The organism is Amycolatopsis sp. MEPSY49 (assembly GCF_051337345.1).
In the GTDB taxonomy this organism is placed as follows: Bacteria; Actinomycetota; Actinomycetes; order Mycobacteriales; family Pseudonocardiaceae; genus Amycolatopsis.
This window is the reverse complement of record NZ_JBDLYJ010000001.1, coordinates 1,620,560-1,639,468: the sequence shown is the minus strand read 5'-3', so window position 1 is coordinate 1,639,468 and position 18,909 is coordinate 1,620,560. Positions and strand designations below refer to the sequence as shown.

Annotated in this window: 23 protein-coding genes and 1 tRNA gene; 11 read left to right on the top strand and 13 right to left on the bottom strand. The window is 72.3% G+C overall.

Features of this window, described 5'->3' with window-relative positions; translation table 11 throughout:
• Window positions 1-73: 73 nt before the first annotated feature.
• Window positions 74-748, top strand: coding sequence for a response regulator (locus tag ABFJ78_RS08235; RefSeq protein ID WP_436385198.1), 675 nt, complete (start codon window positions 74-76; stop codon window positions 746-748).
• On the opposite strand, the gene ABFJ78_RS08230 is transcribed toward ABFJ78_RS08235, so the two are convergent.
• Window positions 745-1,611, bottom strand: a complete 867-nt coding sequence (locus ABFJ78_RS08230) for a hypothetical protein (protein WP_436385197.1) — start codon at window positions 1,609-1,611, stop codon at window positions 745-747. The two genes, ABFJ78_RS08235 and ABFJ78_RS08230, sit on opposite strands and share 4 nt — an antisense overlap.
• Window positions 1,612-1,781: 170 nt before the next feature.
• On the opposite strand from ABFJ78_RS08230, the gene ABFJ78_RS08225 reads away from it, so the two are divergent.
• On the top strand, window positions 1,782-3,251 hold the full coding sequence (locus tag ABFJ78_RS08225; RefSeq protein WP_436385196.1) for a GAF domain-containing sensor histidine kinase: 1,470 nt from the start codon (window positions 1,782-1,784) through the stop codon (window positions 3,249-3,251).
• A gap of 61 nt (window positions 3,252-3,312) precedes the next feature.
• Here ABFJ78_RS08225 and ABFJ78_RS08220 read toward each other — a convergent pair whose 3' ends face one another.
• The gene (locus tag ABFJ78_RS08220) at window positions 3,313-3,615 is read right to left on the bottom strand and encodes a hypothetical protein (protein ID WP_436385195.1); all 303 of its coding nucleotides are present in this window, start codon (window positions 3,613-3,615) and stop codon (window positions 3,313-3,315) included.
• Between the two features lie 482 nt (window positions 3,616-4,097).
• Here ABFJ78_RS08220 and ABFJ78_RS08215 point away from each other — a divergent pair, with 482 nt between their 5' ends.
• From ABFJ78_RS08215 to ABFJ78_RS08205, 3 genes are all read left to right on the top strand, one after another.
• Window positions 4,098-4,244, top strand: a complete 147-nt coding sequence (locus ABFJ78_RS08215; RefSeq protein WP_436385194.1) for a DUF6307 family protein — start codon at window positions 4,098-4,100, stop codon at window positions 4,242-4,244.
• Window positions 4,245-4,281: 37 nt separating this feature from the next.
• The gene (locus ABFJ78_RS08210) at window positions 4,282-4,668 is read left to right on the top strand and encodes a helix-turn-helix domain-containing protein (RefSeq protein WP_436385193.1); all 387 of its coding nucleotides are present in this window, start codon (window positions 4,282-4,284) and stop codon (window positions 4,666-4,668) included.
• Window positions 4,669-4,832: 164 nt separating this feature from the next.
• Window positions 4,833-5,039: a hypothetical protein gene (locus ABFJ78_RS08205; protein WP_436385192.1), complete on the top strand. Its 207-nt coding sequence runs from the start codon at window positions 4,833-4,835 to the stop codon at window positions 5,037-5,039.
• 607 nt (window positions 5,040-5,646) lie between these two features.
• Here the strand turns inward: ABFJ78_RS08205 and ABFJ78_RS08200 are convergent.
• The 5 genes from ABFJ78_RS08200 to ABFJ78_RS08180 all read right to left on the bottom strand — a co-directional run bounded on the left by ABFJ78_RS08200 (window position 5,647) and on the right by ABFJ78_RS08180 (window position 9,622).
• Window positions 5,647-5,719: transfer RNA gene (locus tag ABFJ78_RS08200), tRNA-Ala, on the bottom strand.
• Window positions 5,720-5,772: 53 nt separating this feature from the next.
• The gene (gene sepX / locus ABFJ78_RS08195) at window positions 5,773-6,612 is read right to left on the bottom strand and encodes a divisome protein SepX/GlpR (RefSeq protein ID WP_436385191.1); all 840 of its coding nucleotides are present in this window, start codon (window positions 6,610-6,612) and stop codon (window positions 5,773-5,775) included.
• Window positions 6,613-6,774: 162 nt separating this feature from the next.
• On the bottom strand, window positions 6,775-7,443 hold the full coding sequence (locus tag ABFJ78_RS08190) for a GNAT family N-acetyltransferase (protein WP_436385190.1): 669 nt from the start codon (window positions 7,441-7,443) through the stop codon (window positions 6,775-6,777).
• Window positions 7,443-8,720 carry a molybdotransferase-like divisome protein Glp gene (gene glp / locus ABFJ78_RS08185; protein WP_436385189.1) on the bottom strand — a complete coding sequence of 426 codons (1,278 nt, stop codon included), beginning with the start codon at window positions 8,718-8,720 and terminating at the stop codon, window positions 7,443-7,445. The genes ABFJ78_RS08190 and glp overlap by 1 nt, the downstream gene beginning before the upstream one ends.
• Window positions 8,717-9,622: a UTP--glucose-1-phosphate uridylyltransferase gene (locus ABFJ78_RS08180; RefSeq protein WP_436385188.1), complete on the bottom strand. Its 906-nt coding sequence runs from the start codon at window positions 9,620-9,622 to the stop codon at window positions 8,717-8,719. Before ABFJ78_RS08180 ends, glp begins: the two co-directional genes overlap by 4 nt.
• Before the next feature lie 24 nt (window positions 9,623-9,646).
• Between ABFJ78_RS08180 and ABFJ78_RS08175 the strand changes: the two genes are divergently transcribed.
• From ABFJ78_RS08175 to mscL, 4 genes are all read left to right on the top strand, one after another.
• Window positions 9,647-10,237, top strand: a complete 591-nt coding sequence (locus ABFJ78_RS08175) for a 5-formyltetrahydrofolate cyclo-ligase (protein WP_436385187.1) — start codon at window positions 9,647-9,649, stop codon at window positions 10,235-10,237.
• An 86-nt stretch (window positions 10,238-10,323) separates the two neighbouring features.
• Entirely contained in the window at window positions 10,324-10,623 is a 300-nt protein-coding gene (locus ABFJ78_RS08170) for an FmdB family zinc ribbon protein (protein WP_400868283.1), read from the top strand.
• A 131-nt stretch (window positions 10,624-10,754) separates the two neighbouring features.
• A complete protein-coding gene (locus ABFJ78_RS08165) occupies window positions 10,755-11,384 on the top strand; it encodes an SAF domain-containing protein (RefSeq protein ID WP_436385186.1) in 630 nt (209 codons plus the stop codon).
• A gap of 28 nt (window positions 11,385-11,412) precedes the next feature.
• On the top strand, window positions 11,413-11,826 hold the full coding sequence (gene mscL, locus ABFJ78_RS08160) for a large-conductance mechanosensitive channel protein MscL (RefSeq protein ID WP_436385185.1): 414 nt from the start codon (window positions 11,413-11,415) through the stop codon (window positions 11,824-11,826).
• Window positions 11,827-11,832: 6 nt separating this feature from the next.
• Here the strand turns inward: mscL and ABFJ78_RS08155 are convergent, their stop codons facing one another.
• A complete protein-coding gene (locus ABFJ78_RS08155) occupies window positions 11,833-12,006 on the bottom strand; it encodes a hypothetical protein (protein ID WP_436385184.1) in 174 nt (57 codons plus the stop codon).
• Between the two features lie 330 nt (window positions 12,007-12,336).
• Complete coding sequence (locus tag ABFJ78_RS08150; protein WP_013230045.1) at window positions 12,337-12,837, bottom strand: MogA/MoaB family molybdenum cofactor biosynthesis protein; 501 nt, start codon at window positions 12,835-12,837, stop codon at window positions 12,337-12,339.
• Between the two features lie 122 nt (window positions 12,838-12,959).
• Here ABFJ78_RS08150 and ABFJ78_RS08145 point away from each other — a divergent pair, with 122 nt between their 5' ends.
• Both ABFJ78_RS08145 and ABFJ78_RS08140 read left to right on the top strand, forming a co-directional pair.
• The gene (locus ABFJ78_RS08145; RefSeq protein ID WP_436385183.1) at window positions 12,960-14,015 is read left to right on the top strand and encodes an NAD-dependent epimerase/dehydratase family protein; all 1,056 of its coding nucleotides are present in this window, start codon (window positions 12,960-12,962) and stop codon (window positions 14,013-14,015) included.
• A gap of 40 nt (window positions 14,016-14,055) precedes the next feature.
• Window positions 14,056-14,967, top strand: coding sequence for an MBL fold metallo-hydrolase (locus tag ABFJ78_RS08140; RefSeq protein WP_436385182.1), 912 nt, complete (start codon window positions 14,056-14,058; stop codon window positions 14,965-14,967).
• Here ABFJ78_RS08140 and ABFJ78_RS08135 read toward each other — a convergent pair.
• From ABFJ78_RS08135 to ABFJ78_RS08120, 4 genes are all read right to left on the bottom strand, one after another.
• Window positions 14,964-15,524 carry a hypothetical protein gene (locus ABFJ78_RS08135; protein ID WP_436385181.1) on the bottom strand — a complete coding sequence of 187 codons (561 nt, stop codon included), beginning with the start codon at window positions 15,522-15,524 and terminating at the stop codon, window positions 14,964-14,966. The two genes, ABFJ78_RS08140 and ABFJ78_RS08135, sit on opposite strands and share 4 nt — an antisense overlap.
• Window positions 15,525-15,608: 84 nt before the next feature.
• Window positions 15,609-16,658, bottom strand: a complete 1,050-nt coding sequence (locus ABFJ78_RS08130) for a sensor histidine kinase (protein WP_436385180.1) — start codon at window positions 16,656-16,658, stop codon at window positions 15,609-15,611.
• On the bottom strand, window positions 16,655-17,356 hold the full coding sequence (locus ABFJ78_RS08125) for a response regulator transcription factor (RefSeq protein ID WP_436385179.1): 702 nt from the start codon (window positions 17,354-17,356) through the stop codon (window positions 16,655-16,657). Before ABFJ78_RS08125 ends, ABFJ78_RS08130 begins: the two co-directional genes overlap by 4 nt.
• A 10-nt stretch (window positions 17,357-17,366) precedes the next feature.
• Window positions 17,367-18,794, bottom strand: coding sequence for a hypothetical protein (locus ABFJ78_RS08120; protein WP_436385178.1), 1,428 nt, complete (start codon window positions 18,792-18,794; stop codon window positions 17,367-17,369).
• Window positions 18,795-18,909: the final 115 nt, after the last annotated feature.

Here is an 18,909-nt window from a genome sequence, read left to right as displayed (position 1 = left end):
CTCGTCCGCCCGCGTCGCGTGGCCTAGAGTCGCGGGACCCCTGTTCGGGGGTCGTTCGGCGTAGCCTGGAGTGGTGGATGACAGCCCGCGGCGCACGCCGCCCGTCATCACGGTCTTCCTGGTCGACGACCACGAGCTCGTGCGGCGGGGGGTCGCCGAACTCGTCGGCGACGAACCCGACCTGACCGTCGTCGGACAGGCTTCATCGGTGACCGAAGCCCTGGCGAGGGTGCCCGCGCTGCGCCCGGACGTGGCGGTGCTGGACGTCCGCCTCCCCGACGGCGACGGCGTGCGGCTGTGCCGCGACCTGCGCACGGCGCTGCCCGGGCTGCGGTGCCTGATGCTGACCTCCTTCACCGACGCGGATTCGATGGTCGACGCGGTCCTGGCCGGTGCCGAGGGGTACGTGATCAAGGACGTGAAGGGGCTGCAGCTGGTCGACGCGATCCGCCGGGTGGGGTCGGGCGAGACCCTGCTGGACGGCCGTGCGGTCGCCGCGCTGGTGGCCGAGCTGCGGGCGAAGACCGGGGGGCCGCTGGCGGGGTTGAGCGAGCAGGAGCTCGTGCTGCTGGACCTGCTCGGGGAGAGCCTGACGAACCGGCAGATCGCCGAGCGGATGTTCCTGGCCGAAAAGACCGTGAAGAACTACGTGTCCCGCCTGCTGGCGAAGCTCGGGCTGGAACGGCGGTCCCAGGCGGCGGTCCTGGTCACCGGGCTCCACCGCGCGCACCGGCGGCCGGGCGGTTAGCGGCCGAAGGGGCGCTCGTCGCTGATCACGACGTCCTCGAGCTGCGGCTGGGCCAGTGCCGGCACGGCGGCGCCGTGGCCGAGGCGCAGCATGATCTGCGGCCAGAGCCCGCCGCCGAGCAGCTGGCGCAGCTCGCGCCGGGTGGCCGGGACGGCCATCGCCTGCGCCGAGAGCGCCGCGGAGAGCCCCGCGGCGGTGGCCGTGAGCAGGACCCGCTGCAGGGCCTGGCCTGCCTGCAGCCGGCCGAGGGCGGTGTCGTGCAGCGAGCCGATCACCACGACCAGCCGGCCGGGTTCGACGTCGAGGTCGGTCCCGCCGCCGGGGCCGGGCGTCGCCGGCGGGACTTCCGTGCGACGCATGATCTCGCGCAGCTGGGGCACCTGGTCGGCGGTGATGGTGGCCAGCCAGGCGCGTTCCACCTCGGCCGCCCGCCGGAGCTGCCGCTGCACCGCGGACGGGACGACGGCGGCGGTGAACGGGCGCCGGTTGCTCTGCCTGCCGGCGATGGCCGCCACGAGTTCCCGGTCCTGGGGGGCGATCGTCTCGTAGCCGTTCGGGCGCACGACCGCGAGCAGTTCGGGCCGGTCCGCGGCGGGGAACAGCCGCACGTCGGCGTGGCTGCCCTGCGCCTTGATCGCCAGCCGGAGGTTCAGCAGGGCGGCCCCGCAGTCCAGCATGCGTTCCCGCTGGTCGCCGTCCGAGCCGGTGGCGAGCGAATCCGCGTACAGCTCGACCGCGTCCGGCGTGCACTGGAACCGCCACGGCCGCGCGCTGCGCAGCGGCGGCGGCGCCGTGGCCGCGAGGAGCACGGATCGCATCTGGCTCGCGCTGAGGTGCCCGACGGGCATGACACCGGTCTTCATGGACGGCTCCGAACTGCTGGGTACCTGGCTGCCTTCACCGTCCGCCCGGGCCGCGGCGCGGGCCAAGTGCCGAACGGCACCCGTGGCCGGGCGAAGGTCGCCGGTTGCGAACGTGGTTCGGTTCACCCCGGATCGCGCCACCCGCCGGATCGCCGTGCCACTGTGGGGACATGCCCGAGGAAACGACGTCGGGCCGGGACCGGATGGACGCGCTGCCGGCTGCCGTGCTCGCCTTCTCCGCCGGTCTGGAGCTCGAGACCACGCTGCACCGGATCGTCACCGCCGCCACCGGCCTGGCCGGCGCCCGGTACGGCACGCTGGACCTGCTCGACGAAGACGGACGGACGACCGCGTTCGCCGTCAGCCCCGGGCCGGGCGGCCACTGCTCCCCGCCGACGCCGGCCTCCCTCGACGTCCCCCTGGTGGTGCGGGGCGCGGTCCTCGGCCGGCTGCACCTCGGCGGCGAGCGGCCTTTCCCCGCCGACGCCGAACGGGCGATCGTCGCCCTCGCGGCGGCGGCCGGGATCGCCGTGGACAACGCGCGGCTCTACGAGGAGAGCCGGCGGAGGCAGCGCTGGCTGGAAGCCACCGGGGAGATCTCCGCCGAGCTCCTGAGCGGCACCGACGTGCACGCGGTGCTGCGCCTGGTCGCGAGCCGCGCCGCCGAGCTGACCGGCGCCGAGGACGCGCTCGTCGCGCTGCCCGGGTCGCCCGGCGGGGACCTGCTGGTCACCGTGTGCGCCGGCCCCGACGCGGAGGAGCTCACCGGTCACCGGATCCCGCTGGCGGGGTCGACCTCGGGCGCGGTGCTGCGCGACCACGTCCCGCGCAGCGTGCCGCACCTCGCGCACGGCCTGGGCGTCGACCTCGGGCCGGCGATGGCGGTGCGGCTGCGCTCCGGCGAGTCCACCGCGGGAGTGCTCCTGGCGATCCGCGCTCCCGGAGCCGCGCGGTTCGACGAGCACGAGCTGCAGCTGGTCTCCGCCTTCGCCGACCAGGCCGCGCTGGCGCTGCGGGACGCCGAGAGCCAGGCCGCCCGCCGGGAGCTGGACGTCGTGGTCGACCGCGACCGGATCGCCCGCGACCTGCACGACCACGTCATCCAGCGGCTGTTCGCGGTCGGCCTGGCGATCGAGGGCACCCGCCGCCGGGCGGCCTCGGCCGCGGTCGCCGACCGGCTCACCCAGCACATCGACCAGCTCCAGGACGTCATCGAGGAGATCCGCAGCGCGATCTTCGCCCTGCACGTCCGCCCGGGAGCCGGCCGCGGCCTGCGGGCGCGGGTGCAGAACGCGATCACCGACGGATGCGCCGACTCCGCGATCCGCACGACGGTGCGGCTGTCGGGAGCGTTCGACCGGGTGCCCGCGGCCCTCGCCGAACACGCCGAGGCGGTGGTGCGCGAAGCGGTCAGCAACGTCCTGCGGCACGCGCGTGCGGGCGAGGTCGCGATCACCGTGTCCCTGGACGACGACCTGGTCGTCGAGGTCTCGGACACCGGGATCGGGATGCCGGCGGCGGTGGCGCGCAGCGGGCTGCGCAACCTCGAGCAGCGGGCCGCGGAAGCGGGCGGATCACTGCGCCTCGACCGCCCGCCCGGCGGCGGCACCCGTCTGCTGTGGACGGTCCCGGTGCGCTGACCCGCCGTGTCCGGCGGGGAACCACGGTCGGCGCGGCCGAGCGGGGGAGGTGCGGCCCCGCTCAGCGGCGGTGGTGCGGGTAGTCCGGTGACCGCTGCTGGAAGGCCAGGATCGCGGGGTTGCGGATCGCGCCCTCCCGGATCTCGACGACCCGGCGCACGGTCTCGTCGTCGTCCCATGTGGACTGTCCGGAAAGGACTATCCGCAGGTGCGGCAGGAGGGCTTCGCTGATTTCCCACGTCGCGGAGTTCCACCGGCAGGACGGGCCGTGGTCGACGGCGTAGTAGGTGACGCCGTCGCCGACCGGGAAGGCCGGTCGGTCGAACGTCGTGGGCCGCGCCCGGCTGAAACCCCACGCCTTCATCGCAGGAGACGTCGACGATGAGGCTGCCCGGGGCGAACGCGGCGAGGTCGTCCTCGACGAGGAAGGTCAGCGGCGCGGCGGTGTCCTGCAGCACGCAGTTGACGACGATGTCGTGCTCGGCGAGGAACCCCGCCGGTGGCACCCGGCAACGAGCGGTGTGCGCATGGCTGCGCCGGGGGTCGCCCGGGTTGTCGGCGTCGTGGGTCGAAGTGCACCATCGTCGCGGAGTGGATGGGCGAGCTCACCGCACCCAGAAGAGCCGCTACGGGAGCTTGTTCCGCCAGCCGGTGTACACCCCGCCCCGGCATCCGACGACGAGGCCGGCCAGGCGCCGCACCGGCCCGCCAGGCGGGCCCACGACCCGTCCGGCCGCCGGTGACATTGGTCCTCCGGATCGAGTGCTTTCCCCGCTATCCGGAGGACCGGACACCCCGCACACTCGAACGAGTACGGCGTGCGTCACCGAGAGAAGAAGGTCAGACATGGACTTCGTGTCCCGTTACGAGCAGCGAGTGAACCTCGTGGAGAACGCGGTGAGGGAGAATTCCCCGTTGTCCGCCGAAGACGCCCACGCACTGGCGGTCCGCTTGCTCCGGACGCTGGAAGAGATCCCGGAAAAGATCCGGTGACACCGCGGTAGCCTGCCCGGCCACGCGGCCGTCCACTGTGGAGTGGACGGCCGTCGACGCACTCAGAGGGCTTACTCGAAAAGGCGCCCCAACGCGGGGGATCCGGGGGCGAAGCCCGCCGGGCGGGTCTGGGGGTTGCGCCCCCGGAAAACATGAAAGGGGCGAGAGGGCCCGCGCTTTCCGCGGACACAAAGTCAGCAGGCAGTACCGACAGCAACTACCCACCGTGGACAAGTCGATCTACTCCGCGGAGTACCAGCGGCTCTGCGCGCTCCTCCGGGAACTGCGCCTGGGCGCCGGGCTGACGCGGGTACAGGTCGCCGAACGGCTCGAGGAGCCACAGTCCTTCGTAAGCAAGTACGAGGCCGGCGGCGCGTCGAAGCCGAGCGCTGTCTCACCAGCCAGCGAGGCCTCATCGAACTGACTGATCCATTCCGCGGGTGTGTCTTCGTGCAGCCGCTCCAGCACGCGTTCCGCGTCCACGAGGGCTCGGCGGCTGGCTTCAGCGTCGCCCCGCATGGCGAAACCGCGGGCGCTCATGGCGTGGAGCCGCGCTGACAGCCGCCGGCGCGCGGGACCGCGCTCGGCGTGCGTCAAGCCGGCCTGGGCGATCCGGACGGCGTCCGTCGCCTGGTGGAGCTGGCCGGCGAGGTGACTCACGCCGGCGCAGATGTTGGCGAGAAGGGCCGGGTGATCCGCCGCTTTGGCGAGCCGATACGACTGGCTGAAGTGACGTTGAGCGTGCTGGTCCTGGCCGCTGTCGTGCGCCATCCACCCCGCGATCTCTGTCAGTGACGCGGCCGCCTCGAAGAAGCGCTCGCCCAGGATGTCACTGGCCGGGTCGAAGAGCCGCGGGCTGATCTCGGTTTGCAGGTAGTGGACCACGGTCGAGTAGACCTGGCCGCCGCCGACCTTTCGGTCCGCTGCCGGGAATGCCGTAGCCATGGCCTGGATGGTGGCGAGGTCGGCTTGCCGATCTGGCTGAGTCGGTTGGACGGGGCGAAGAAGGTGCAGGTCGGACACCGCCGATCGCGAACGTCGCTTCTCATCCACGCTGGCAGCCGCTGTCCCGTCGGCGTCCTGGTGTTCGCTACCAAGTTCGATCGCCGCGTACGCCGGGGGCAGGCGTAGAACCGCGGCCAACTTGGTCGCTTGTACGGCAGCGGCTCGGTCTTCCCGGATTCCCAGTTGCCGACCGTCTTGACGTCGACCGCGAGAGCCGCAGCGAGCCGTTCCTCAACCGGGCCTTCAAGGAGCCGTTCAGCGCGCTGAGCGATGCCTACCTGATCAGTCGTGGAACCAAAAAGAGCGCCGCCCTGGCGAACCAGTGCGACGCTCCCGATGGACTGCCCTCGTCAACTCTGAATCTTGCGGGTCAGGGTTGTGATGAGGACGGTTGGGGTGGAGCTGAGGGGAATCGAACCCCTGACCTTCTCGATGCGAACGAGACGCGCTACCAACTGCGCTACAGCCCCTTGGTTGTGCTCGTAGAGCGTATCAGTGCCCTACGAGCACCAAACACGGGGGGTCACTCCCCGACGGCCCGCCGGTAAGGCCCGGTCCCGGGCTCGTCGAGCTCCTCGAACGCCGGGTCTTCGTCGTCGAGGTCGACGACCACCGCGCTGCGCCGGACGCGCGAAGTCGGCGACGGGCGGCGCTCGACCACCTCGCGCCGAACCGGCTCGACGACGTCCACGTCCTCGACGTCCTCGACCGGCTCTTCGACCTCCGGGTAGGAGTCTCCCGAAACCGGCGGTGCCGGACGGCGAGGTGCGCGGGTGCTGTTGAAGCGGGCGAGCCGGCGCTGCCGGATCTCCTCCTCGATCCGCACCTGCCGGCGCAGGTACACGAGGTACCCGACCAGCACGACGTCGGCGAGCGCGTGGCCCCACCAGACCAGCGGCACGAGGAAGCCCGCGATGCCCGCCGTGGCCACCGCGACCACCAGCAGGATGACGACGACGCGCTGCCGGAAGCTGTACTTCGCGCGCGCCGCGATCTCCGCCGCTTCGGGGTCGAAGCCGCCGCGACCGGGGCGGTAACCGGCGCGTTCGGCCCGCTCCGCCCGCTCGGCGCGGGACGGCTGCGGGAGCGGCTCGGGGTCGGGCTCCGGTTCGTCGAGTTCGTCTTCGAGTTCGAGCTCGGCTTCGAGCTCCGCGAGGTCGTCCTCGACCGAAGGCCGGGACTTCCCTGGCTCGTCGGACATGGCGAATTCCTCCCGGTCTTCGTTGCGTCCACTACGCACGACCCTGGCCGCGAGCGCGGAGTCGGCCGTGCGGGCCACCTGCTGCCGCTTTCGCGCGACCATGGGCACGAGAACGACGAGCCATGCCGCGGCGAGCGCGACGATGATCACCGAGCTGGGCATCTCCCGTCACCTCCCCCGATCCTTCACCTGAAATCACGCTAGTCACAGGAGTAACAGATCGGGCGGAGGCTCGCCGGGTTCGATCACGGAAATGCCTCACCGGATTAGGTGAAACTCACAGCATGTGGTAACGCGCTCACTGCACCAGGTGGGTAATCACCCTCAGGCGTAGTCGGCGCGCCCCGACGCGACCAGCCGCGACACCAGGCCGGCCCCGGTCTCCTCGCGCGTGATGGCGAAGCAGTAGTGGTCCCGCCAGCCGCCCGCGACGTCGAGGTACCGCTCGAACAGGCCCTCCTGGCGGTAGCCCGCCTTGGTGAGAACCCGCAGGCTGGCGACGTTTTCCGGCCGCACGGTGGCCTCCAGCCGGTGCAGCCCGGCCAGCCCGAAGGCGTGGTCGGTGACCAGCGCGACAGCGGCCGTCGCGACCCCGCCGCGGACCACCTCCGAGGACACCCAGTAGCCGATCCAGGCCGACCGCAGCGACGCCCGGATGACGTTACCCACAGTGATCTGACCCGCGAGCCGCCCGTCGAGGGTGATCGTGAAGGGCAGGCACTGACCACGGCGAGCGAGCGAACGCAGCGCAGCCCACTGCGACGGCCACGACCAGAAGGCGTTGCGTTCCGGCCACGGGCCGACGCCGGTCGGCTCCCACATCTCGAGGTGCGCCCGGTCGCGCAGCCGGATCCGGCTCCACTCGCCCGCGTCGCGCAGCCGCACCGGCCGGATCGCGACCACCCCGGCGGGCACCCGCAGCGGGCCGAGCCGGGCCGGCCAGCCCGGGTGCCGGCTTTCGACCGGGTAGGACACGCCCGACACGGAGTTCATCAGGCCCGTTGTGCCAGGAAGGTGACCTGGACCTGCTCGCCCGCGGGGACGTCGGTCAGCTCTTCGGGCACGTTGATCAGGCAGTTCGCCTCGGCCAGCGACGCGAGCAGGTGCGCCCCGGACTGGCCGAGCGGCTGGACGAGGTACTCGCCGTTGGCCTCGTCGCGCAGGAGCTGGCCGCGCAGGAACCCGCGCCGCCCTTCGGTCGAGGTGATCGGCGACAGCAGCCGCGCCCCGACGATCCGCCGGTGCGGGTTGCGCGTCCCGCGCGCCGCGCGGATCAGCGGCCGCACGAGGACTTCGAACACGACCAGCGCGCTCATCGGGTTGCCGGGGATCAGGAACGTCGGCACCGAGTCGGGGCCGAGCCTGCCGAACCCCTGGACCGAGCCCGGGTGCATCGCGACCCGCGTCATGTCGATCCGGCCGAGGTCGGACAGGGCGGCGTGGACCTCGTCGCCGGTGGCGCCCCCGGCGCCGCCCGCGACCACCACGATCTCCGACATCAGCAGCCGGCCCTCGACGATCTCGCGCAGCCGCTTCGGCTCGCTCGGCACGATGCCGACCCGGCTGACCTCCGCGCCCGCGTCCCGCGCGGCCGCGGCGAGCGCGTAGGAGTTGACGTCGTACACCTGCCCGACCGACGGCGTCCGGTCGATGTCGACCAGCTCGTCGCCGACCGACACGATCGACACCCGCGGCCGCGGGTAGACCAGGACCTTCGCCCGGCCGACCGCGGCCAGCAGGCCGACCTGCGCCGAGCCGATCGTGTCGCCGCGGCGCACCGCGACGTCCCCGATCTGGACGTCCTCGCCCGCCCGGCGCACGTACCCCGCCGACGGCACCGAGCGGTGCACCGTGACCTTGGCCTGGTGCCCGTCGGTGTAGGCGAGCGGCACGACGGCGTCGGCGAGCGTCGGCAGCGGCGCGCCGGTGTCGACGCGCACGGCCTGGCCAGGTTGCAGGCGCCGCGGCTGGCGCGAGCCCGCCGCGATCTCGCCGACGACCGGCAGCTGCACGGGCTCCTGGCCGGCAGTGCGCACGTCGACGCTGCGCACGGCGTAACCGTCGATCGCGGCCTGGTCGAACCCGGGCAGCGCGTGCTCGGCGACGACCTCCTCGGCGCAGAGCAGCCCCTGGGCCTCGGAGATCGCCACGCGCACCGGCTGCGGCCGGACGGCGGCTTCCAAGGTCATCGAGATCTGCGCGTCGACCGAGCGCAGCTCGGCTTCGTCCCCGGCCACTTCCGGCCGCGCCGCGTCGAGGGATTCCGTCATGGGCGATCTGTCCCGATCCGTTCCGTGAGCCACGCCCGTAAAGATGGACCGTACTCGGGCGTTTCAAGCGCGAAGTCGACCGCGGCGCGCAGGAAACCACCCGGATTCCCCAGGTCGTGGCGTCCACCGCGGTGGACGACGACGTGCACGGGGTGCCCTTCGGTGATCAGCAGCGCGACCGCGTCGGTCAGCTGCAGCTCGCCGCCGCTGCCCGGGGTGATCCGCTTCAGCGCGTCGAAGATCGCCCGGTCGAGCAGGTAGCGCCCGGCCGCGGCGTAGGTCGACGGCGCGTCCTCCGGCTTCGGCTTCTCGACCATGCCGTGCACCCGCTTGACGTCTTCGTCGTCGGTGTCGGTGACGTCGAAGACCCCGTACGGCGAGATCTCGGCCTTGGGGATGTCGAACGCGCAGAGCACGCTGCCGCCGAACTGGGCCCGGACCGCACTCATCTTCCCGAGCACGCCGGTGGGCAGCACCAGGTCGTCCGGGAGCAGGACGGCGACGGCCTCGTCGTCCGGCCGCAGGTTCGGCTCGGCCTGCGCGACGGCGTGGCCGAGGCCGAGGGCCTGCTCCTGGATGGCGGTCTCGACGGCGAGGAGGTCGGACCCGCGGCGCACCTTCTCCAGCAGCTCGTGCTTGCCCTTGGCCTCGAGGTTCTGCTCCAGCTCGGGCTGCTTTTCGAAGTACCGGACGACGGCGTCCTTGCCCGGCGAGGTCACGATGACCAGGCGTTCCGCGCCCGCGGCGGCGGCTTCGGCCGCGACCAGCTCGATCCCCGGCGTGTCCACCACCGGCAGCAGTTCCTTGGGCACGGCCTTCGTCGCCGGGAGGAAGCGTGTCCCCAGGCCGGCGGCCGGCACGATGGCGGTTCTGAACGTCTGGGAGGTTGCGGCGCCCGTCATGGGCGCAAAGCCTAACGTGAGGTCATGCACGCGCTGGGCAATGAGCACCTGAGCAAGGCGGAGTGGCGAGACCGGCTGACGCGCGCGCGGGCGGACCAGACGGCCGAATCGCACGCCCAGGAGGCGTCGGCGCTGGTCAGTGCGGTGTCGAAGGTCACATCCGGCACGGTGTGCGCGTACCTCCCGTTCGGTACCGAACCGGGCACGACGGCGCTCGTCGACACGCTCGCGGCCGGCGGTGCGCGCGTGTTGCTGCCGGTCATCCGGTCGCGGACGGATCCGCTCGACTGGGCCGAGTACACGGGCGAGGCCGATCTGGTGCCCAGCCGGTTCCGCGGGATCCGCGAGCCAGGTGGAAAACGCCTGGGTACCGACGCCGTGGGGGCCGCGGAGCTGATCTTGGTGCCCGCGCTGGCCGTCGACCACCGGGGCGTCCGGCTCGGCCGGGGTGCCGGCCACTACGATCGCTCGCTGGTGTTCGCGGCGCCCGGTGCGGCGCTGCTGGCCGTCGTCCGGGACGAAGAGCTGGTCGAACGGCTGCCGGGGGAACCTCACGACGTGCGCATGAGCGGGGCCTTGACGCCGGGTCGAGGCGTGCTCGAGCTGCCGATGTGAGCAACGAGGAATTGCTTTCGGGGAATGCTTTCAAGCACAATTGGGTTAGCACTCTGGTCGGATGAGTGCCAGCAAAGGAGCCGTCAGTGCCTACGTACCAGTACGCCTGCAAAGAATGCGACCACCGGTTCGAAGCCGTGCAGTCGTTCTCGGACCCCAGCCTGACCGTGTGCCCGCAGTGCTCCGGCGCGCTGCGCAAGGTCTTCAGCTCGGTCGGCGTGGTCTTCAAGGGCAGCGGGTTCTACCGCACCGATTCGCGCGACTCGAGCAAGTCGAGCACCGCGTCGACCCCGGCGAAGACCGAGACCAAGACGGAGACGAAGTCCGACACGAGCTCGGCATCCTCCTCCTCGGGTACGACGAAAACGACCGCCGCCGCCTCCTGAGGCGCGGAGTTATCCACAACACCCCAGTTGTCCACAGGTGCCGGACGTGGCCCTTCCGGCGGCCCGTCCGGCTTCCCTAACGTCGATCTCGTGCGGCACACCGCCGCACCCGATCCGGCCGAGGGGGCACCGTGGACCTACTGGCGAAGTTCCACCTTCCTGATCTGACCCGGCTGCGGAGCAGGCGGACGCGGCTGCTCCGCCGCTGGCTCGCCGCCTGCCTCCTGCTGACCGGTGGGCTGCTGTTCATGCATCCCGGTTCCGCGCGGGGCGCGCCGACGACCCCGACCGTCGTCGCGGCGCACGACCTCACTTCCGGCACGGCACTGCGCGCGTCCGACGTCCGGCTGGCCGACCTCCCCGATTCCGCGCGTCCGGCGGGCGCGTTGACCACGCCGTCCGCTGTGGACGGCCGGCTGCTGGCGGGCGCCGCCCGCGCCGGCGAACCCCTCACCGACGTCCGGCTGGCGACGGCCATCCCCGGGACGGGTGATCCCGCGACGGCGACGGTCCCGGTCCGCCTGGCCGACGCCGGCGTCGCCGAATTGCTGGAGCCCGGCGGGCACGTCGACGTCGTGGCGGCACCGGAACCGGGCGTGCCGCCGTCCGTGCTGGCCGGCGGGGCGACGGTGGTGGCGGTCGGGCACCGGGAGCCGTCCGCGGCGAAGGGACCGCTGGTGCTGCTGCGGCTCCCGGAGGCGGTGGCGACGAGGGTGGCGGCGATTTCACTGGAGCGACCGGTAACGGTTACTCTCCGCTAGCTCGCACCGTCCCCGTTGAGGAGTACCTGTGTTCAAAGGCTTCAAAGATTTCCTGATGCGCGGCAACGTGGTCGACCTGGCCGTCGCGGTGGTCATCGGCTCGGCGTTCACGGCCATCGTCACGGCGTTCACCAACGGCCTCATCAAGCCGCTGATCAGCACGATCGGCGGCACGGACGCCGCGAAGGGCCTCGGCTACCAGATCTTCGAGAACAACCAGGCGACGTTCCTGGACTTCGGCGGCGTGATCAACGCGGCGATCAACTTCGTGCTGGTGGCCGCGGTCGTCTACTTCGTGATCGTGCTACCGGTGAAGCACGTGCAGGAGCGGCGCAAGCGCGGCCAGGAGCCGGGCCCGTCGGAGCCCACGGACGTCGAGCTGCTCATCGAGATCCGCGACCTGCTGCGCGCCCAGTCCCAGCGCGACAACGGCCGCGACTGAGCGGTGTCACCGATCGTGGTGCGGCGGCCGGTTCTCCCGGTACCAGTCGTCCGGGAGCCCGGTACGCCGCTCGACGTCCCGCTCATCGGAGGTCGTCTCGGGCAGGACGTCCCCGAAGATCTCGTCGACCCGCCGACGCTGGTCGCTGCTCGTCTTGGGATCACGCTCGGGGCCGGACATGGCTCCAGTCTCCCACGACGCGTTGATTGACAACTCCAGAGCGAATCCTCACAGCGCCGGCGCCCTCGCACCGCGTCCCGCCACCGTGACGCCGAACCGTCGCCGGGTCCGGCGATCATCCGCCTCGCGGCTGCCGTCGCGGCATCCCCGCTGCAGCCCCGGCGAGGCGATCGCCGACCGCCTGCACCACGCCTCGGCGGTACGCCCGCACACCACGGACGTGAAGTCACCGAGGCGTCCGGCCGTCGACAAGTCACACGCCCGGACAAGCCCAGGCATGCTTCAGGCCGGGAGCGACAACCCGTCACCCCCGGCCCGGCAAGCGAAGGATCAGACCTCTTCGAGACCCGAAAGCTCGTCGATCACGTGCGGCACGAGCGAGGTCAGCGTCGCCATCCCGTCGCGCACCGCGGACCGCGACCCGGCGAGGTTCACCACGAGGGTGCTGCCGGAAACCCCGGCGAGCCCCCGCGAGATCCCCGCGTCCACGGCCCCGGCGGCCAGCCCGGAAGCCCGGATCGCCTCGCTGATGCCCGGGATCGGCCGGTCGAGCACACCGGCCGTGGCGTCCGGAGTCCGGTCCCGCGGCAGCACACCGGTGCCGCCGACCGTGATGACCAGGTCGGCGCCGCCGATCACGGCGGTGTTGAGCGCGTTGCGGATACCCGCGGTCTCGGCCTCGACGACCACGACACCGTCGACGATGAAGCCCGCTTCTTCGAGCAGCTCCGTGACCAGCGGGCCAGTGGTGTCCTCGTGCTCGCCGTGCGCCACGCGATCGTCCACGATGACCACGAGGGCCCGGCCCAGCCGTTGTGCACTCCGTTCCATGCCGCCACCGTAGTCGGTTTCGCCCTCCCGCCGCCGGGAGGTGCCTGGTGAGTTCTGACGATTCCGTGACGTGCCGCCCCGGGCGTGGGCGGGCCCGGGACAACGCCCCTAGCGTGGCCGGTGTGCGCGTACTGGTCACCGGCGGAGCCGGGTTCATCGGGTCCCACATCGCCGATCTGCTCGCCGACGGCGGTGACGAGGTCGTCGTGCTCGACAACCTCCTCCCCACCGCCCACGGCTCCCGCACCCCGCCGTCGTACACCGGCCGGCACCGGTTCCTGCGCGGCGACGTCACCGACGCCGAGATCGTCGCCGAACTGCTGGACGGCGTCGACGCGGTCTGTCACCAGGCAGCGGTCGTCGGGCACGGCGTCGACCCGTCCGACGCGCCGTCGTACGCCCTGCACAACGACTACGGCACGGCGGTCCTGCTGGCCGGGATGCACGCGGCCGGGGTGCGGAAGCTGGTGCTGGCGTCGTCGATGGTCGTCTACGGCGAAGGCCGGTACGCGTGCCCGGACCACGGCGTCGTCCCGCCGTCGCCGCGCCGAACGTCCGATGTGGACGCCGGCCGGTTCGAGCCGCGGTGCCCGGCGTGCGACGCCGAGCTGAGCTGGCGGCTGGTGCCCGAGGACGCGCCGCTGAACCCGCGCAGCACGTACGCGGCGACGAAGCTCGCGCAGGAACACCTGGCCGGCGCGTGGGCCCGCCAGACCGGCGGCACCGTGTGGGCGATGCGCTACCACAACGTCTACGGCCCGCGGATGCCGCAGAACACGCCATACGCCGGGGTGGCGTCGCTGTTCCGCTCGGCCCTGCTGCGCGGCGAAGCACCGCGGGTACTGGAGGACGGTCGCCAGCAGCGCGACTTCGTCCACGTCCAGGACGTCGCCAGGGCGAACGTCCTGGCCCTCCGGACAGCCGGCCCGGAAGGCGACATCACGCCGGTCAACGTCTGCTCCGGCACCCCGCACACGGTCGGCGAGCTGGCCGAGGTACTGGCGCGCGCCTGCGCCGGCCCGGCGCCTGAGGTGGCAGGCGGCGCCCGCCCGGCCGACGTCCGCCACGTCGTCGCCGACCCGGCCCGCGCTCGCGAGCTGCTGGGCTTCGAAGCCGAGATCGGCTTCGAGGAGGGCATCGCCGGCTTCGCGACAGCCGAGCTGCGCGCACCGGTGTGACCCCGGGAATAGTTCGATCGCAATCGAACTTGGCAAGATCATGCAGCGGATCACGGTGGGCGACTACACGATCGAGGCACTGACCGACGGGCTCGTCCGGCTCCCGACCCCGTTCTTCCCCGGGCTGGACCCGGCCGAGCACTCCGGAGTCCTCGACCCCGACGGCACGGTTCACGTGCCGGTCGGCGGGTTCCTGGTCCGCGGCGAGGGCCGGACGATCCTGGTGGACGCCGGCTTCGGGCCGCGGGAGATGGACTACCCGGACGGCATGGCCCCGGCGGGCGGCGACCCGGCACCGATGGGGGTGGGAGGCGACCTCCTGACGGCGTTGGGCGGGGCCGGCGTGCGGCCCGAAGACGTCGACACCGTCTTCGTCACGCATCTGCACTCCGACCACGTCGGCTGGCTGGCACCCGAAGGCACGCCGGCCTTCGAGCGGGCGCGGATCGTGCACGGGGCCGCGGACTGGCAGCCGCTGATCGCCGCCCTGCCCCACGACGACTGGAGCCGCATCGGGCTCGAGGCGGTACGGACGGCCGGCAGCATCGAGGCGATTCATGGTGACGCCGTCGCGCTGGGCCCGGGCCTCATCGCGCGGCACACGCCGGGCCATACCCCCGGCCACTACGTGCTGGACGTCGAGGCGGACGACGAGCGGCTGGTCCTGCTCGGCGACGTCATCCACACCCCCGTGCAGCTGCGCGACGACCGGGTCCGGTTCATCGGCGACCACGACCCGGACGAGGCGGCCCGCACCCGGCAGCGCTGGCTGGCCGAGATCGCGGGCACGAACACGGTGATCGCGGCGGCCCACTTCCCCGGCATGGAGTTCCTGAGGCTCGGTCCGGACCGCACCCTTGGCGGTCTAGTACCGCAACGGCAGTCGGCGGCGGAGCTCCGGTGGCGTGAACCGCTCACGTCTGGCTCACGGAATGCGGGCGCACGGCACTAGTGGAGCAGGTCCGGCCGGACTCTGGCTATCTCCTCGGCCAGCTTCCGGACCGTGGCGATGTTCGGCAGTTTCAGTTCGACTTCCGGACCGGCGTCGGGCGGGCGTTTCACCAGCGCTGCGTGGCGGGTGGCGAAGCGATGGTCCACGGGAGTGAACACCAGGGCCGACAGCGTGGCCTTCGAGGTCGGGTCGCCCTTGACCGGCGGGCGCGGTTCCTGGCCGCGCACGGCACGCACCTCCTCCCACGCGATCAGGTCGGATTTGCGGCCGGCTCGCCACCACAGTCCACGTTCATCGACGACGAAGCGATGCGTGCGGGGGACGGAGCCGACCATGACCAGCAGGCCGCCCAGCGCGAGCGCGCCGACGAGGAACGACCCGGCGGCCGGAGGAAGATCGGCTGCTTTCGACGATGCCGACGGGTTCCCGACGTCCGGGAAGAGGGCGACCAACCCGAAGAAAACGAACATGGCCAGGCCGCCGATGAACATCCACCGACCGGCCCGGTACTCGATTACGGGCGTCCCGGGATTGGGTGACCATGTCTGTTCGGGCACGGCTGGAGGGTAGTTGAAGACGCTGCCGGCAGTGCGCGATTTCAGGCGACCCGCCGCCGTCGCCGCCTGACTGCCGTTGCGGTACTAGGACATCGCCAGCGGCAGCCGGACCTCGAACCGGCACCCGGGTCCGTGGTTGTGGACGCCGATCTTCCCGCGGTGCGCCTCCACGAGCCCCTTGGTGATGGCCAGGCCGAGCCCGCCGCCGCTGGTCGTCCCGCCGCGCTCCGGCGTCCGGGCCTGCGTCCCGCGGAAGGCGACGTCGAACACGCGGGTGATCTCGTCGTCCGGGATGCCGCCGCAGGAGTCGTCGACGGCGAGGAGGGCCTCGTCGCCGTCGACGCCGATCTGCACCGCAACCGTCCCGTCCGGCGGGGTGTGGCGGATCGCGTTGGACACCAGGTTCCGCACGATCCGGGCCAGTTCCGGGTCGCTCCCGGTGACGACCGGCCAGGTCGACGCGTTGGCGAGCACCCGCACGCGCTTCCGCTCGGCGACCGGCGACTGGGCGGCGACGGCGTCGCTGACGACGTCCCGCAGCGGCACCGCGGACATCGTGAGCTCGAGCGCGCCGGCGGTGATCCGCGAGAGCTCGAACAGGTCGCCGACCATCGCGGACAGCCGGGTGGTCTCGCCGCCGATCCGCTGGGCGTAGTCGGCGACCTCGTCGCGTTCGGACACCACGCCGTCGGCCAGCGCCTCGGCCATCGCCTGGATGCCGGCCAGGGGGCTGCGCAGGTCGTGGCTGATCCAGGCGACCAGCTCGCGCCGCGACGCCTCGGCCGCGCGCTCGCGGTCGCGCGCCTCCCGCTCCCACACGCTGCGGCGCGCGATGGCCCGGCCGAGGATGATCGCCGCCGGCACGGTGACGACGGCGACGAGCAGGCAGACCAGCAGCATCGTGGTCAGCGCCGGGGTGAACATGAACCCGCTGACGCCCAAGACGCCGACCAGCGTGGAGAGCACCGGGATCAGCACCAGCACCGTGAGCGTGGTGGCCAGCGAACCCCGGCGCAGGAGGTAGAGCACCACCCCGCCGAGCGCGGCGATCGGCAAGGAGAAGAGCAACGCCAACGGCAGGATGTGCCAAAGGTGCGTCATCGTCTCCGCGAACGATTCACCCGGTTCGATCACGGCTGCTCCCGGTCGTAGCGGTAGCCGACGCCCCACACCGTCGCCACCCGGGCCGGCTTGGCCGGGTCGCGCTCGATCTTCTCGCGCAACCGTCGCACGTGGACGGTCACAGTGGACTGATCGCCGAAGTCCCAGCCCCACACCTTCTCGAGCAGGTCCGCGCGCGAGTAGGCGACGCCGGGGTGGGCGAGGAAGAACGCCAGCAGGTCGAATTCCCTGCTCGTCAACGGCAGCTCGCGGCCGGCGAGCGTCGCGGTGCGCGCGGTCATCTGCAGGCGCAGGTCGCCGTCCGCCAGCTCGGCGGCGGCCGGTTCCGGCCGCGGCATCCGCGCGCGGCGCAGCACGGATGCGACGCGGAGGGCGAGTTCCTTGGGGCTGAAGGGTTTCGTGACGTAGTCGTCGGCGCCGAGCTGGAGCCCGGCGATCCGGTTCTCCTCCTCGCCGAGGGCGGTGAGCATCACGATCGGCACCTGGCTGACCTGGCGCAGCCGCTTGCACACCTCGAGGCCGTTGATGCCCGGCATCATGACGTCGAGGACGACCAGGTCCGGCTCGTGGGCGGCGAACTTGGCCAGCCCGTCGGCGCCGTCGCCCGCCTGGTCGACGGTGAAGCCGGCGACCTCGAGGTAGCGGCGGACGACGTCGCGGACCGTCTCGTCGTCGTCGACCACGAGCACGCGCCCGGCCTGATCGTTCATCACGTCTCCCTCACCAGCCCGTCAGCAATAGGTGGTTGACCGCCAGGGCCGTCGCCGCCTGGGCGGCGAGCCACCACCGGCGTCCGGGCCGCGGCAGCAGGGCCGTCAGCGGCAGCAACCACACCCCGAACGGTAGCCAGATCCGTTCGGTCTCGGCCTTCGACAGGCCCGAGACGTCGGCGAGCACGATGGTGAGCAGGGCGGCGAGGCCCAGGAGCACCACCGGATCGGCGAACAGGTTTCGGCGGCGCTGGGGCAGGAAGGCTTCGGCGAGGCCGCGCCGGAGGGCGGCCACCACGGCGGGACCGAGGGCGACGGTGACCGCGGCCAGGTCCGCCCACACCCAGTACGAATAGGGCCGGACCAGCGCGACGCCCTGGTAGTAGCGCTCGACGACCAGGTGGTAGCCGTCGAGCCACCAGAACCCGGCCCAGGCGAAGACGCCGACGACGGCGAACGCGGCGACGATGGCCAGGGCGGCGGCCCGCCACTGCCGGCCGAGGACGGCCACGGCCACCGCGAGCAGGCCGAGCAACACCAGGCCGTACGACAGGAAGATCCCGAAGCCGAGCAGCAGCCCGGCCGCGAGCCCGGCCGGCACGGCGTACCGGCGGCCCCGGCCGAAACCCTTGGCGGACAGGGCGAGCAGCGCCAGCCCGGTGGCGGTCGTCCCGGCGAACAGGCCGTCCGCCGACACGCCGATCCACACCGCGCCGGGCGTCAGGACGGCGAAGGGCAGCACCGCGCGAGCCGCGTCGGGCCGGCCGAGCAGGGCGACCGTCGCGGGCACGGCCACCGCGACCAGGCTGCCGACGAGCACGACGGCCGTCGCGGCCCAGGCGCCGCCGTGCAGGCCGAGCCGGTCCAGCCAGACGAAGACGAGCGTCGCGCCCGGCGGGTGCCCGGAGACGTGCGTGGTCCACGAGTTCGGCTGGAAATCGAGGATGCGCGAAGAGAATTCGCGCAGCATCCGCGGGATGTCGGTGATGCCGGGGACCTCGTGGAGGTACTCCTGCGGGATGGTGAGGTGCCCGGCGAACCCGCGGGACCAGCCGTCGACCATGGCCAGCGAGAAGATCCAGGCGAGCGAAGCCAGGTAGCCGGCGGCCAGCGCCCGGCGCCACGGGAGGCGGGCGGCCAGCGTCGGGCCGTGCAGCACGACCGCGACGGCGATCAGGACGGCGAACACCGAGCCCGGACCGACGTGCGGCAGCCAGTCCGCGAACAGCGGCGGCGAGGACACGAAGATGATGACGCCGGAGTGCGGCCGGTTGTAGTAGGTGCCGACCGCGGCGGCCGCGGCCACGAGCACCACGGCCGCCGCGACGGCGAGCAGATCGGCGCGGAGGGCGCGGCGTCCGGGCCGATCGGGTGCCGGGGGTTCGGGTTCGCGGGCAGGCGGCTCGGCGAGCCGGGCTGCCGGGTTCGGCTCGCTCATCGCTGTCCACCATAAGTCCGCGGGCGTCGTTCGGCGGGCCGGCCGGGGCAGCCGTAACGACCCGGTAAGAACTCGTCACTCGTCATGATTCAGTAAGGAGCGCAAGGGTTTTCCA